Below are 14,061 nucleotides of genomic sequence, written 5' to 3'. Positions count from 1 at the left end.
TGGCACCTGCACCCACACCACCTGTCCACGACCCGGAAGAACCCGCATGCTCCAGACCACGCCCGCCGGCGAGACGCCCAAGCCGATCCTGCAACTGGTGGGGGTGCGCAAAACCTTCGGTGGCTTCAATGCCGTGGACAACATCGACCTCGACGTGCGCGAGGGCGAGTTCCTCACCATTGTCGGCCCGTCGGGCTCGGGAAAGACCACGCTGCTGCGCATGCTGGCCGGCATGGACACGCCGACCGAGGGCAACATCACCCTGCATGGCGAGCTGATCAACGACATGCCGCCCAACAAGCGGCCGACCTGCCTCGTCTTCCAGTCGCTGGCCCTGTTCCCGCACAAGAGCGTCGGCGAGAACATCGCCTTCCCGCTCAAGGTGAAGGGCGTCGACGCGAGCACCCGCAAGGCGCGCGCGCTGGAGCTGATGCGCGTCGTCCGCCTGCCGGAAAACTACTACGACAAGAACGTGATGAAGTGCTCGGGCGGTGAGCGCCAGCGCGTCGCCCTCGCCCGCGCCTTCGCCTATGATCCGCAGGTGCTGTTCTTCGACGAGCCGCTCTCCGCCCTCGACTACAAGCTGAAGAAGGCGCTGGAGAAGGAGCTGAAGGATCTGCACCGCGAGACCGGCAAGACCTTCATCTACATCACCCATTCGCTGGAAGAGGCGATGGTGATGAGCGACCGCATCGGCGTGATGCGCGCCGGCCGCCTCGTGCAGGTCGGCACGCCCGAAGAAATCTATGGCGCGCCGGTCGACCGCTTCGTCTCGGAATTCGTCGGCGAGGTGAACACGATCAAGGTGAAGCGCGGCGCCGATGGAAGCTGGTCCGGCGTCGACGTGCCCGGCCGCTTCACCGTCCGCCCGCCGCAGGATGGCGCGACGCTGGACGAGGCGTTCGTGGTCGTCCGCCCGGAATATATGCGCTTCCTCAACCCCGGCGATGTCGCCGACAACCGCGTCGAGGGCACGGTCTACAACGAGTATTCGCTCGGCTCGCGCATTCAGTACCAGGTGCGCGTCGGCGCGGGCGCGGCTGAGAAGGTGATGCTGGTCGAGCTGTCGCGCTCGCGCGCCCTGCCCCCCGGCGCCGATCGCACGGTGACGCTCGGCTGGGACGCCGCCGACGCCTTCACGCTGGGGAGCTGACCTCATGTCCAGCCTCGCCGTCGCCTCCACCGCCGCCCCGCCGGCCGAAAGCCCGCGCGCCCTGCGCCAGCAGCACATGCTCTCGCTCGGCGCGCGCTGCGCGCTGCCCGTCGCGCTCCTGCTCGGCATCGGCTTTCTCGCCCCGCTGGTGGCGATCCTCGCCTATGCCTTCGCCAAGCCGCGCAGCTTCGACGTGTTCACCAGCTTCACGCTGGAGAACTTCGCCGGGCTGTTCGACCCGACCAACACGGTGTGGATCTCCTTTGCCTGGTCCTGCGGCTTCGCGCTGTTCACCGTGGCGATCCTCGCCGTCATCTCCTACCCCATCGCCTATGGGCTGAACGCCGTGTTCGGGCGCTGGGCGGGGCTCATCAGTGTGTTCTTCGTCTTCCCGCTCTTCGTCTCGGAAAACGTCCGGCTCTATGGCTGGGTGCTGTTCTTCATCAAGAACGGCGTGCTCGACGGCTCGCTGAAATGGCTCGGTTTTTCCGGTGGGCCGGAAGTGCTGTTCACGCCGGGCATCACCCTGTTCGGCATGGTCTACACCTACCTGCCCTTCATGCTGTTCCCGATGACGCTGGGCCTCGCCCTCGTGCCGCGCGACCTCGTCGACGCCGCGCGCGACCTTGGTGCCGGGCGGATCTTCATCTGGCGCGAGATCGAGCTGCCGCTGGCCATGCCCGGCATCATGATCGGCATGCTGCTGACCTTCGTGCTGGCCATTGGCGCGACGGCGGAGGCCAAGATCCTCGGCGGGCAGTCGATCATCGTCATCTCGCACGATATCGAGATTGCCTTCACCTATTCGCAGAACTGGCCGCTCGGTTCGGCCCTGTCGGTGCTGGTCACGCTGTTCATCGGCGCGCTTACCTTGTTCGCGCTGTCGAAGCTCGACCTCGACCGCATGCTCGGGAGGCGCTGAGCCATGACCCACAAGCGCACCAATGCCCTGATCTGGATCTGGACGATCCTCGTCATCGTGGTGATCTACCTGCCGATCGTCTGCGGCGCCCTCGCGAGCTTCAACAAGAGCCGCTATTTCGGCTTCCCCATCAAGGTCTACTCGACTGAATGGTGGGACAAGACCATCGCCTCGATCGAGATCGGCATGATCGTGCGGAACTCGATCGCCATCGCGCTGCTGGTGACGGTGCTGTCCGTCATCATCGCCACCTGCGGCGCGCTCGCCTTTGCCCGCTATGACTGGAAGGGCCGCCGGCTGTTCCAGAAGCTGATCATGCTGCCGATCTTCTTCCCGCAGCCGGTGCTGGGCCTCGCCTTGCTGCTCGGTTTCAGCGCCGTCGGCATCCAGACCAGTTGGATGACCGCCGTCTTCGCCCATCTGGTCTGGATCGTGCCGGTGGTGACGCTGGTCATCGCCATCCAGGTCTATGGCTTCGATCCGGCGCTGGAGGAAGCCGCGTTCGATCTCGGCTGCACCCGGCTGCAGGTACTGCGCGAGGTGACGCTGCCCATCCTGTGGCCGGGCATCTGGTCGGGAATGCTGTTCGCCTTCCTGCTGTCGTGGAGCAACTTCCCGCTGTCGCTCTATACCGCCGGCGCCGACTCGACGATTCCGAAATGGCTCTATGCCAAGATGGTCGCCGGCTACACGCCGATGGTCCCGGCGCTCGGCACCATGGCGACGCTGGCGGCGGCGGTGCTGCTGCTGGTCGGCGGGCTCGCCGGAATCCTCCTGCGCAGGCGCGCCGCAGCATGAGTGAGGACGACGCAGCCCGCGAAGAAACCCGCGAGCGGCGCCGCCCGCGTCTCGACAAGGCATCGCGCCATGAGCGCATCCTGGCCGAGATGATGGCGACCCCGACCCTGCGCGTCGGCGACCTCGCGGCCGATCTCGAAGTCTCCACCGAGACGATCCGGCGCGATCTGTTCGAGCTGCAGGAGCGCGGCCTCATCAACCGCACCTATGGCGGGGCCGTGCGCCCCTTCGCCGCCGAGCCGGCGGTGACCGAGCGCCACGGCATGATGGTGGCCGAGCGCGAGGCCATCGCCGCCATGGCGGTGAAGTTCATCAAGCCGAAGGAAGTCATCGCCATCGGCGCGGGCGCGACCACCACCCATGTCGCCCGGCGCATGGCGGCGGAGTGCCGGGACATCACCGTCATCACCCATTCCTTCTCGGTGGCGACGGTGGTGGCGGCCAACCCGACCATCGACGTCATCATGTGCCCCGGCCGCTACAATGCCCGCGAGGGCATGATGGTCGGCGTCGAAGCCGTCGAGTTCCTGCAGAACTATAACGTCAACCGCGCCATTCTCGGCATTTCCGGCATCACCACGGACGGTCTGGCGGACGCCGAGGCGCCGGCCGCTTCCGTCTACAAGGCGATGATGAACCGCGCGGCGGAGACGCTCGTCGTCTCCGACCACAAGAAATTCGACGTGCAGGCCCTCGCCATCTGGGCCCGCATTCCCGACATCCAGCGTCTGGTCGTCGATCAGCCGCCGGGCGGCGCCGTGGCGCGGGCGCTGGCGCGTGCCGGTGTCGAGATCACCGTGGCGAGCCGGCGATGAGCCCCGCCGAGACGACGCAGAACCGGACGACGCAGAACCGAGGTGCCGCGTGAGCTGGAAGACCGAGAACCGCTCCTTCTACTATGCGCTGGCGCCCGAGCCGGACGATCCGGTGCTCGCCCCCGCGACCACGGCACTGCTCGTGATCGACGTGCAGAACACCTATCTGGAGCGCCCCGACCGCGCGTCTCTCGCCACCGAGGCGGAGCGCGCGCATTACGATGCGTGGACGCCGTTCCATGAGCGGATGCACGGCACGGTGATCCCGAACATCGCCGATCTGCTCGCGCGCTTCCGCGCCCGCGGCATCGAGTGCCTGTTCGCCCGCATCGCCTGCCAGACCCGGGACGGGCGCGACCGCTCGCTCAGCCAGAAGAAGCCGGGCTTCAACAATCTGCTGCTGCCCAAGGATGAAGTCGCCTCGCAGATGGTGCCGGCGCTGGCCCCGGTCGGTGACGAGATCGTCGTGACCAAGACCACGGACAGCGCGCTCACCGGCACCAATCTGCGGCTGATCCTCGCCAATCTCGGCATCCGCACCGTCGTCTGCGTCGGCATCTTCACCGACCAGTGCGTCTCCTCCACCGTGCGCAGCCTCGCCGATGAGAGCTTCGACGTGGTGGTGCTGGAGGATAGCTGCGCGGCGGCGACCGACGATCTGCACCGGCGCGAACTGGAGATCATCAACATGATCTATTGCAACGTGATGCGCGCCGCCGACCTCAAAACCCTGATGAAGCTGTAACGCCGCCGATGACCCAGCCCATGTATGATGATGCGTTCCTGGCGAAGCTGGAGGCCGGCCTGCGCGGTGCCCTGCCCTTCTGGGGCCTGTCGGACGCCACCGCGCTGAAGCTGCTGACCATTTCCGAGAACGCCACGTTCCGCGCGCATGACCCGGACAGCGGGCGCCATGTCGTGTTCCGCGTCCACCGTCCGGGCTACCACACCCGCACGGAGATCGAATCCGAGCTCGCCTGGCTCACCGCCCTCGGCCGCGACGGCGTGGTGGCGACGCTCACCCCCGTGCCCAAGACCGACGGCACCCTGATCGCCGACATTGACGACGAGGGCACCACCCGCCACGCCGTCGCCTTCGAGCTGGTCTCGGGCCGCGAGCCGGCTGAGGGCGAGGATCTGCCGCGCTGGTTCCGCGAGCTCGGCGCCATCAATGCCCGGCTGCATGCCCACGCCAAGAGCTGGCAGCCGCCGGATAGTTTCGTGCGCAAGCGCTGGGACTACGACGCCATGCTCGGCAGCGTGCTGCTCTGGGGCGACTGGCGCGCCGCGCTCGGCCTCACCGAGGAGGGCCGCGCGATCCTTGAGCGCACCGCCCTCGTGCTGCGCGATCTGGTCGCGGATTACGGCACCGCGCCGGACCGCTTCGGCCTCGTCCATGCCGATATGCGCGTCGCCAATCTCTTGGTCGATGGCGACCGGCTGTCGGTGATCGACTTCGACGATTGCGGCTTCTCCTGGTATCTCTACGACTTCGCCGCCGCCATCAGCTTCGTCGAGCACGAGCCCTATATCCCGCAGCTTCAGGCCGCCTGGATCGAGGGCTACCGCACCGTCGCGCCGCTCACCGACGAGGAGTGCGCGATTTTGCCGGTGTTCATCATGCTGCGCCGGATGCTGCTCACCGCCTGGGTCGCCTCCCATGCCGAGACGCCCACCGCGCAGACCATGGGTGAGGCCTACACCCATGGCACGGTCGCGCTCGCCCGCGACTTCCTCGCCCGCTACGACGCGGGCCTTCCGGCCACCGGCAACGAGAGGGCCGCCTCATGAAAAGCCGCGAACTGCAGATCCTGTCGCTCAACGCCTTTGACGGCGCGGGGGCGGGCCTTGCCCCGGACATCGCCGCGCTCGTCGAGCGCCGCCGGAAGAACTATGGCGCGGCCTCCGTGCTGTTCTACGAGGAGCCGTTGAAGATCGTCCGCGCCGAGGGCGCCTATCTCTACGCCTCGGACGGGCGCGGCTATCTCGACTTCTACAACAATGTCCCGACGGTCGGGCACTGCCACCCCAAGGTGGTGGAGGCGGTGCGCCAGCAGATCGGCGCCTTCAACATCCACTCGCGCTATCTGTTCGACGTGGCGCATGACTATGCCGAGAAGCTGCTCGCCACCTTCCCCGCGCCGCTGAGCAATCTCGTGCTCGCTTGCACGGGATCGGAGGCGAACGACCTCGCCCTGCGCATGGCCAAGCGCCAGAGCGGCGGCACGGGCTTCGTGGTGACGCGCACCGCGTACCACGGCAACACGGCGGCGGTGACGGAGGTCTCGCCCTCCTCCTACAAGCGCGGCGCCCCGCCCCCGCATGTGCGCCTCGTGCCGCCGCCCGACCCGGCGCTGTTCGGCAATGATGTCGCGCAGGGCTTTGCCGACGCGGTGGCCGCCGCCATCGCCGCGATGGAGGCGGACGGCATCAAATTCGCCGGCCTGCTGGTCGATTCCATCTTCTCCTCGGATGGCGTCTATGCCGACCCGCCCGGCTTCCTGAAGGCGGCGGTCGAGGTGGCGCACAAGGCGGGCGGGCTGTTCATCGCCGATGAAGTGCAGCCCGGCTTCGGGCGCACCGGGGCGGGCATGTGGGGCTTTTCCCGCCACGGGCTCGTTCCCGACATCGTCACCATGGGCAAGCCGATGGGCAATGGCTACCCCATTGCCGGCGTGGTGACGCGGCCGGAAATCCTCTCCGATTTCTGCGACGATTTCGGCTATTTCAACACTTTCGCGGCGACGCCCGTCGCCACCGCCGCCGCCCTCGCGGTGCTGGAGGCGATCGAGGAAGACGGGCTGATCGCCAATGCCGCGAGCGTTGGCCGGCACCTGATGGGCCGTCTCAAGCACCTTCAGGCGAAAACCCCAATCACCGCCGTGCGCGGCGCCGGGCTCTATCTCGGCGTCGAGTTCGGCGACGAGGCGGGCCCGTCGCCGGCCACCGCCACGCACCTCATCAATGGCCTGCGCCAGCGCGGCATCCTCATCGGCGCCGCCGGCCAGTTCGGCAATGTGCTGAAGATCCGCCCGCCGCTCTGCGTCACCCTCGCCCATGCCGACGAACTGGTCGACGCGATGACGGAACTGCTGGCCTAATCCCGCGCCGGCGGCGCGCCGATCCACTCGGCCGCCGCCTGCCGCACCGCCGCCAGCACGCAGGCGCCCACCGCCTCGCCGACCGCCGTGTGCATGCCGGCATAAGGTTCGCCAATCGGTGCGTCGGGCGCCGCCATCACCACGCAATCCGTGCCCGTGCCGGTCACCGCCGCATCCATCCCCGCCGGGCGGTAACCCGCCTCGATCAGCGCCACCGTGCGCGCCTGCACGGCGAGCGCGCTCGCCTCCAAGAGTGCGGCATCGGTCAGCGGCCGGTCGACATAGGCGAGGATGTTGATCGTCCCCGCCCCTTCCCGCGTCCCGGATCCCTGCGCCATCGCCCGCCGGGTGCCGATCCGCTCGCCATTGCGCAGGCCGAGCGTGACGATGGCGCCGGCGCGCACGCCTTCCACCTTCGCCGTCCCGCAGACATAAGAGGCGACATTGCGCGCGGTGAGCATCCCCACCGCGTCCGTGAGCCCCGCGCCCGCGAGTTGATCCACGAACCAGCGGCCAGCATCGACCTCCGGCCCCAGTTCGCCCGCGCCGACCTCGCGCCACGCCACATCGCGCGCGGTCACGAAACCCGGCCGGTGCGGTGCCCAGCTCACCATGCGATGAGGCGCGGCAAAGCGGACCGTGAGCCAGGGCCTCCGGCAATCGATCGCCAGCATGGTCACGCCTGGTCGAGATAGCGCCGGGCGAGATGCGCCTTGAACACCTCAGCGTCGAGCGGGCGGCCGGTGGCGCGGGTGAGCAGTTCATCCGTCGAATAGAGCGAGCCCTGGCTGTGGACATGGGCGCGCAGCCAGCCGACCAGCGGGGTGAAATCACCGCGCCCGATGCCCGGCAGCACGTCCGGCTCGGCCCGGCAGGCGGCATCGAACAGCTGCGCCGCCGTCATCGCGCCCAGCGTGTAGGTCGGGAAATAACCCCAGCCCCCGCTCGGCCAGTGAATATCCTGCAGGCAGCCCAGCCGGTCATTGGGCGGGACGATGCCGAGCAGGTCGCGCATCCCCGCATTCCAGGCGAGCGGCAGCTCGCTGAGCGGCAGGTCGCCGGCGATCATCGCCTTTTCCAGCCGGTAGCGCAGGATGACATGGGCGGGATAGGTCACCTCGTCGGCATCGACGCGGATGAAGCCGCGCTCGACCCGCGTGTAGCGCCGCCACAGGCCTTCCGCCTCCCAGCCCGGCCCCGACCCGCCAAAGGCCTCGCGCATCAGCGGCGCGGCGAAGTCGAGGAAGGCGCGCGAGCGGCAGGCCTGCATCTCCATGATCAGCGACTGGCTCTCATGCACGCTCATGCCGCGCGCCGCCCCGACCGGCTGGCTCATATAGGCGGCGGGCCGGCCCTGCTCATAGAGCGCATGGCCGGTCTCGTGGATCACCCCCATCAGCGCCTTGCTGAAATCGGCCTCGTCATAGCGGGTGGTGATGCGCACATCATTATCCGCCCCGCCGCAGAAGGGATGGGCGGAAATGTCGAGCCGGCCCCGGTCGAAATCATAGCCGAGCGCCGCCATGATCTTGAGGCCGAGCTGGCGCTGCGCCTCCACCGCGAACGGCCCTTCCGGCAGCGGCGGTTCCGGGCGGCGGGCCTGCGCGGCGAGCGCCTCTTCGGTGAAGCCGGGCAGGAACGCCGCGAGGTCGTCGAACAGCGCGTCGATCTGCACCGAGCGACCGCCGGGCTCGTAATCGTTCAGCAGCGCGTCATAGACCGAAAGGCCGAGCTTCTCGCCCTTGGCGACGCCGGCCTCGCGCTGGAGCCGCAGCACCTCCTCCATCAGCGGCAGCAGGGCGGGAAAGTCGGAATCGGCGCGCGCGCTGCGCCACGCCATCTCGCAGGCGGAAACCGCCCGGCTGGTGGCGGCGACGAGATCGGCCGGCAGCGCGGTCTGGATGGTCCAGTTGCGGCGGATCTCGCGCAGATTGGCCCGCTCCCACGCCCCAAGGTCGCCCTGCGCTTCGGCCGCGGCGAGCCAGTCGCCAATGCGCGGATCGACCGCCAGCTCATGCGCCATGACCCGCAACAGCGCCATGCTGTCGGCGCGCGAGGCGGCCGCGCCCTTCGGCATCATTGCGTCGCTGTCCCATTGCAGGATGCCGATGGCGTTGGAGAGGGCGGACAGGCGGCCGAAATGATCGGCGATCTCAGCATAGGCGCTCATGCGGAAGGCTCCGGGCGGGACTGACGCCCCTTCCTTCCCGCAGTTGCGGCGCCGGTCAATGGAATTGCGACTTACGCCGCCCGCGCACCCCGCGTCGCCGCGAGGCTGTCGGTCAGGAAGTCCACCAGCGGGCGGATGAACTCGCCCGCCGCGCGCTCCTCGCCGAGCAGCACGATCTCCGTCACCGGCAGCACCGGCCAGTGCTCGGGCGGGGTCAGCACCTTCAGGTCCGGCCCGGCGAAGGAACGGCCGAGCACGGTCACGCCCAGCCCGCCCGCCACCGCCGCGCGGATGCCGGTGAGGCTGGAGGCGGTGCAGGCGGCGAACCAGTCGCGCCGCACCTTGGCCAGCGCCTCGATCATCACCTCGCGATAGGTGCAGGGCGGCGGCAGCAGCACGAGAGGCGTCGGGCGCGAGAGGTCCGGCTCGTAATCGCCGGCGGCCAGCCACACCAGCGGCTCGCGCCAGATCACCCGCCCCCGCGTCGCCCCCTCCCCCCGCTTGGCGATCACCGCGTCGAGCCCGCCGCTCTCATGGGCGGCCAGCAGGTCGCAGCTCAGCCCGGTGCGCAGTTCAAGATGCAGGCCGGGATAGAGCCGCTGGAAGCGCGCCAGCATGCCCGGCAGCAGCGCCGGCATGAAATCCTCGGCGACGCCGAGCCGGAGATTGCCGACCTTCGGCTCCAGCAGCGTGCGCACGGCGACATCGTTCATCTCGATCATGCGCCGCGCCACCGCGAGCAGGCGCTCGCCATCCAGCGTCAGGGTGAGCGAGCGGCTGTTGCGCTCGAAGACGCGCCGCCCGACCAGTTCCTCCAGCCGCATGACCTTCTGGCTCACCGCCGATTGCGAGCGCCCGACCACATCGGCCGCCGCGGTGAAGCCGCCGGTCTCGGCCACGGCAACGAAGGCGCGCAGCAGATCGAGCTCAAGGTCGGGGTAGCGCATGGCCAGTCATTCGATTTTCCGCTAGGTCGAATTAAAACTATGCGCTGGCCTTCTTGAAGGCAAGCCCGCATCCTCCCCGCCGATCCCCCTTCCGCGCCGCTCCGGCGCCAACGAGGTTTGCCCCATGAAGGCCATCGGCTTCACCGCCCCCCACCCGATCGACGCGCCCGAGGCGCTGCTCGATCTCGATCTGCCCACCCCCACGCTGCGCCCGCGCGACCTGCTGGTCCGCGTCGAGGGCGTCTCGGTCAATCCGGTGGATGTGAAGGTGCGCGCCAGCGCCACCCCGCCGGCCGGCGAGGCCCGCGTGCTCGGCTTCGACGCGGTGGGCGTCGTCGAGGCGGTGGGGCCGGAGGTGTCGCTGTTCAAGCCGGGCGACGCGGTGTTCTACGCCGGTGCCATCGACCGGCCGGGCAGCAATGCCGAGCTTCAGGCGGTGGATGAGCGCATTGTCGGGCGCCGTCCGGCGAGCCTCACCACGGCGGAGGCCGCCGCGTTGCCGCTGACCGCCATCACGGCGTGGGAACTGTTGTTCGACCGCCTGCGCGTGCCCTATGGGGTGAAGGCGCCGGGCGGCGCGCTGCTTGTGGTCAATGGCGCGGGCGGCGTCGGCTCCATCCTCATCCAGCTCGCCCGCAAGCTCACCGGCCTCACCGTGATCGCCACCGCCTCCCGGCCGGAAACCATCGCCTGGGTGGAGGCGATGGGCGCGCATCACGTCATCGACCACCGCCGGCCACTGGACGAGGAACTGCATCGCATCGGTATCCCTGAGGTGCAGTATGTCGCCGGCCTCACCGGCACCGAGCAGCATCTGCCCGCCATCATCAACGCGCTGGCGCCGCAGGGCGCGCTGGCGCTGATCGACGATCCGAAGGTGCTCGACATCGCGCCGATGAAGCGCAAGAGCCTGTCGGTGCATTGGGAGCTGATGTTCACCCGCCCGCTCTTCACCACCGACGACTTGATCCGCCAGCATCATTTGCTGAACGAGGTGGCGGACCTCGTCGATGCCGGGGTGCTGCGCACGACGCTAAAAGAAGACCTCGGCCCGATCAACGCCGCCAATCTGCGCCGCGCCCACCGTCTGGTGGAAAGCGGGCGCAGCATCGGCAAGGCGGTGCTCACCGGCTTCTGAGCGGGCGGGCGCGCGGGCGCGTTGTCACTTCAGCCCGCGCGCCAGCACGGCGAGCCAGTCCGCCTCGGTGATGACGCCGACCGGCCGGCGCTCGGCATCGACCACGAAGACGGCATGGACCCGGTCCTGCGCGAAGCGCCGCAGCAGGTCCATGGCGGGCGAGTCGGGCGCGGCCGCCGCCGCCGGCGAGGCGGCCGTGACGACGACGCCCTGCGCGCCCACCAGTTCCGGCAGGCCGATGGCGCCGGCGAGGCGCCCGGCATCATCGACCACGGCGAGCCGGCGCACGTCGCGCGCAACCAGCAGGCGGCGCGCTTCCTCCACCGACGCGAAGACCGGCACGGTGATCACCGGCTCGGTCATCAGCTCGCGGCAGGTAATTTCGTGATAGGCCCGCGCCAGCGTGCGCCGCTCCACCGCCCGCAGCACGGTTTCAAGATCGCCCGGCGAAATGTCGTAGGTCTCGCCGATCTCGGCCAGTGTCGCCTCCATGTCGCCACGGCTGAAGGCGAAGGGCGCGGGCGCCATGGGTGCGGCGGCCGGCGCCGGCGCGACATGCGGGAAGGCATGGCCGGACACGCGGTGATAGAGATAGGCGCTGGCGACGAGGATCGCCGCGTTCAGCCCCACCGGCACGAGCGGGAAGAAATAGCTCGACGACGCCCCGGCGAAGAGACCCACCAGCGCCGCCGCCCCGCCCGGCGGATGCAGGCAGCGCAGGATCGACATCAGCGCGATCGCCCCGCCGACCGCCAGTCCCGCCGAGAGCGCCGAGAGCGGCATCACATGCGCGATGGCGACGCCGACCAGCGCGGAGATGACATTGCCGCCGATCACCGGCCAGGGCTGCGCCATTGGGCTCGCCGGCACGGCGAAGAGCAGCACCGCCGAGGCGCCCATGGGCGGCACGATCCAGATGAGCTCCGGCGTATGGCGCGCCGCCACCGCGCTGATGAGCGCGGTCAGCGCGATGCCGGCCAGCGCGCCGAGGGCGGCGAACAGCCGGTCGCGCAGCGTGGCGCCGGCGAGGATGGGACGAAAAAGCTTCAGGCGCGCAAAGGCGGACAAGGGGTCCACTCCAGATGATGGGCATGGGAGGAAAGGCCCGGCTCAGCCCGTGGGCACGGCGGCGGGCGGGGTTTCGCAGGCGCCCCGGTGCTGACCCTCCGGTGGAGCGTCGGGCGGGATTTGCGGGAGGCCGAGCGCGCGGATGATGGCGGCAAAGCCCTCGCCCCGGCTCATCACATCGGCCAGCGTGTAGCGGTCGAACACACCCAGAAACGCCGCAAGTGCCTCATCCAGAACGGCCGACAGCGCGCAGCACCCGCCCAACCGGCAATTCGGACAATCGACGAGGGCGAAATCTTCCTCGGTGTGGCGCAGCAGCGCGCCCATATTGATGGTCTCCGCCGGCCTGGCGAGCCGGAAGCCGCCGCGCCGCCCACGCGCGGCGGTGATGAAGCCGGCGCGGCCGAGATCGTTCATCACCTTCATCAGATGGTTCTGCGAGATGCCATAGGCCCCGGCAATCTCCGCCACCGAGCACGGCCCCTCATCGCGCGCGGCGAGATAGACCATGACGCGCATGGCGAAGTCCGAATAGCGGGTCAGGCGCATGGCCGGGCTGGAACTCGTTCAGCGGCGAAATAGATGTATAGAATATACATGATTTGCGAGGGAGGCCAGCCAATGACCGAGAATGAGTCGGGCGCCAAGGTAACCAGCGAAGCCGGCACCGCTTTGCGCCGCTCCACCATCGTCAGCAAGGACGCGGAAAGCGCGCTCATCACCTCCTTCAATCTTCGACCAGCCGACGGGGTTCCCCCGGCACCGCACCGCGCCGGCCAGCACCTGACGCTGTTTGCCGACCTTCCCGGCAAGGGGCGGGTGAAGCGCAACTATTCGATTTCCGCCGCGCCCAATGGCGAAAGCTACCGCATCTCGGTGAAGCGCGAAGCGCAGGGTCTGGTGTCGCGCTGGCTGCATGATGAGGCGGAGGTCGGCACGCCGCTGCTCATCGCCCCGCCCTCGGGAAGCTTCGTCCTGCCCGAAAGCGATGCGCGTCCTGTCGTGCTGCTCAGCGCCGGGGTCGGGCTCACCCCCATGGTGGCGATGCTGGAGGCGGCGGCGGCCGAGCGCCCCGATCTGCCCATCCATTTCATCCATTGCGCGCAGAACGGCACCGTCCACGCCTTCCGCGACCATGTGCGCGAACTGGTGTCGCGTCGGGCGAACCTGTCCGCCACCTTCGTTTATTCGCGCCCCGAGCCGGGGGACGAGATCGGGCGCGACTATGACGAGGCCGGCCCGCTGACGCTGGATCGCCTCGCCGCCCTCGCCACGCTGGCTGAGGCCGAGATCTATGTCTGCGGCCCGCTGCGCTTCCTGCGCGCCTTCGTGCCCGGCCTTGCCGCGCGGGGTGTGCCCATGGGGCGCCTGCATTACGAGTTCTTCGGCGCAATGGAGGATCTGTTCGGCGATCCGCCTGCCGAGGCGCCGACAGCCGGCACGGCGGCGCCCGGTCCCGCCTACACCGCCCGCGCCACCGCCGGCTTCACGCGGGAGACCATCGGCGCGACCCTCATCGACAGCGCGGCGGACGCCATCATCGCCAGCGACCGCGCGGGCGACATCGTGCTGTGGAATGCCGGGGCGGCGCGCATCTTCGGCTTCACGCAAGACGAGGCGCTCGGCCAGTCGCTGGACATCATCATCCCCGAGCCGTTCCGCGCCCGGCACTGGGAGGGCTATCACGAGACCGTCGCCTCCGGTGAAAGCCGCTACGGCGCCGGCGACATGCTCTCTGTCCCCGGCCTGCACAAGGAGGGACGGCGCCTCTCGCTCGAATTCACCATCGCCCTGATGAAGGACGAGGGCCGCGTCACCGGCATGGTGGCGAGCCTGCGCGACGTCACCGCCCGCTTCAATGAGACCCAGGCGCTGAAGAAGAAACTCGCCGCCGCCGAGGAGGCCGCGACAGCGGGAGTTCCCCCGCCCGGCTGAGGCGTGGCACCTTT

General features: G+C 69.1%; 14 protein-coding genes. 9 read left to right on the top strand and 5 right to left on the bottom strand.

Going from position 1 to position 14,061, the window contains the following annotated elements; genetic code table 11:
- Positions 1-46 precede the first annotated feature (46 nt).
- The 7 genes from OU996_RS10635 to OU996_RS10605 are packed head-to-tail and all read left to right on the top strand — an operon-like array spanning position 47 to position 6,789.
- A complete protein-coding gene (locus tag OU996_RS10635) occupies positions 47-1,153 on the top strand; it encodes an ABC transporter ATP-binding protein (protein ID WP_267581577.1) in 1,107 nt (368 codons plus the stop codon).
- Positions 1,154-1,157: 4 nt separating this feature from the next.
- On the top strand, positions 1,158-2,075 hold the full coding sequence (locus OU996_RS10630) for an ABC transporter permease (protein ID WP_267581576.1): 918 nt from the start codon (positions 1,158-1,160) through the stop codon (positions 2,073-2,075).
- A 3-nt stretch (positions 2,076-2,078) separates the two neighbouring features.
- Positions 2,079-2,873 (top strand): ABC transporter permease, encoded by a 795-nt coding sequence (locus tag OU996_RS10625; RefSeq protein ID WP_267581575.1) that lies wholly within the window; start codon positions 2,079-2,081, stop codon positions 2,871-2,873.
- Positions 2,870-3,688, top strand: a complete 819-nt coding sequence (locus OU996_RS10620) for a DeoR/GlpR family DNA-binding transcription regulator (protein ID WP_267581574.1) — start codon at positions 2,870-2,872, stop codon at positions 3,686-3,688. The genes OU996_RS10625 and OU996_RS10620 overlap by 4 nt, the downstream gene beginning before the upstream one ends.
- A gap of 49 nt (positions 3,689-3,737) precedes the next feature.
- Entirely contained in the window at positions 3,738-4,433 is a 696-nt protein-coding gene (locus OU996_RS10615; RefSeq protein ID WP_267581573.1) for a cysteine hydrolase family protein, read from the top strand.
- A gap of 8 nt (positions 4,434-4,441) precedes the next feature.
- On the top strand, positions 4,442-5,479 hold the full coding sequence (locus OU996_RS10610; protein ID WP_267581572.1) for a phosphotransferase enzyme family protein: 1,038 nt from the start codon (positions 4,442-4,444) through the stop codon (positions 5,477-5,479).
- Positions 5,476-6,789, top strand: coding sequence for an aspartate aminotransferase family protein (locus OU996_RS10605; protein ID WP_267581571.1), 1,314 nt, complete (start codon positions 5,476-5,478; stop codon positions 6,787-6,789). Before OU996_RS10610 ends, OU996_RS10605 begins: the two co-directional genes overlap by 4 nt.
- Here OU996_RS10605 and OU996_RS10600 read toward each other — a convergent pair.
- The 3 genes from OU996_RS10600 to OU996_RS10590 all read right to left on the bottom strand — a co-directional run bounded on the left by OU996_RS10600 (position 6,786) and on the right by OU996_RS10590 (position 9,906).
- Positions 6,786-7,463 (bottom strand): adenosylcobinamide amidohydrolase, encoded by a 678-nt coding sequence (locus OU996_RS10600; protein ID WP_267581570.1) that lies wholly within the window; start codon positions 7,461-7,463, stop codon positions 6,786-6,788. The genes OU996_RS10605 and OU996_RS10600 overlap by 4 nt on opposite strands.
- A gap of 2 nt (positions 7,464-7,465) precedes the next feature.
- Positions 7,466-8,959, bottom strand: a complete 1,494-nt coding sequence (locus tag OU996_RS10595) for a carboxypeptidase M32 (protein ID WP_267581569.1) — start codon at positions 8,957-8,959, stop codon at positions 7,466-7,468.
- Between the two features lie 71 nt (positions 8,960-9,030).
- Positions 9,031-9,906, bottom strand: coding sequence for a LysR substrate-binding domain-containing protein (locus tag OU996_RS10590; protein WP_267581568.1), 876 nt, complete (start codon positions 9,904-9,906; stop codon positions 9,031-9,033).
- 124 nt (positions 9,907-10,030) lie between these two features.
- On the opposite strand from OU996_RS10590, the gene OU996_RS10585 reads away from it, so the two are divergent.
- Complete coding sequence (locus OU996_RS10585) at positions 10,031-11,044, top strand: zinc-binding alcohol dehydrogenase family protein (protein ID WP_267581567.1); 1,014 nt, start codon at positions 10,031-10,033, stop codon at positions 11,042-11,044.
- Positions 11,045-11,068: 24 nt separating this feature from the next.
- Here OU996_RS10585 and OU996_RS10580 read toward each other — a convergent pair whose 3' ends face one another.
- Complete coding sequence (locus tag OU996_RS10580; protein ID WP_267581566.1) at positions 11,069-12,112, bottom strand: HPP family protein; 1,044 nt, start codon at positions 12,110-12,112, stop codon at positions 11,069-11,071.
- A 42-nt stretch (positions 12,113-12,154) separates the two neighbouring features.
- A complete protein-coding gene (locus OU996_RS10575; RefSeq protein ID WP_267581565.1) occupies positions 12,155-12,661 on the bottom strand; it encodes an RrF2 family transcriptional regulator in 507 nt (168 codons plus the stop codon).
- A gap of 72 nt (positions 12,662-12,733) precedes the next feature.
- Between OU996_RS10575 and OU996_RS21385 the strand changes: the two genes are divergently transcribed.
- Positions 12,734-14,047 carry a PAS domain S-box protein gene (locus tag OU996_RS21385; protein WP_324290686.1) on the top strand — a complete coding sequence of 438 codons (1,314 nt, stop codon included), beginning with the start codon at positions 12,734-12,736 and terminating at the stop codon, positions 14,045-14,047.
- The last annotated feature ends 14 nt before the right edge of the window (positions 14,048-14,061 follow it).

The sequence above is a fragment of the Ancylobacter sp. SL191 genome, assembly GCF_026625645.1.
Taxonomy (GTDB): domain Bacteria; phylum Pseudomonadota; class Alphaproteobacteria; order Rhizobiales; family Xanthobacteraceae; genus Ancylobacter.
Note: the sequence above shows the minus strand (reverse complement) of the source record. Positions and strands in the feature narration are given on the sequence as shown.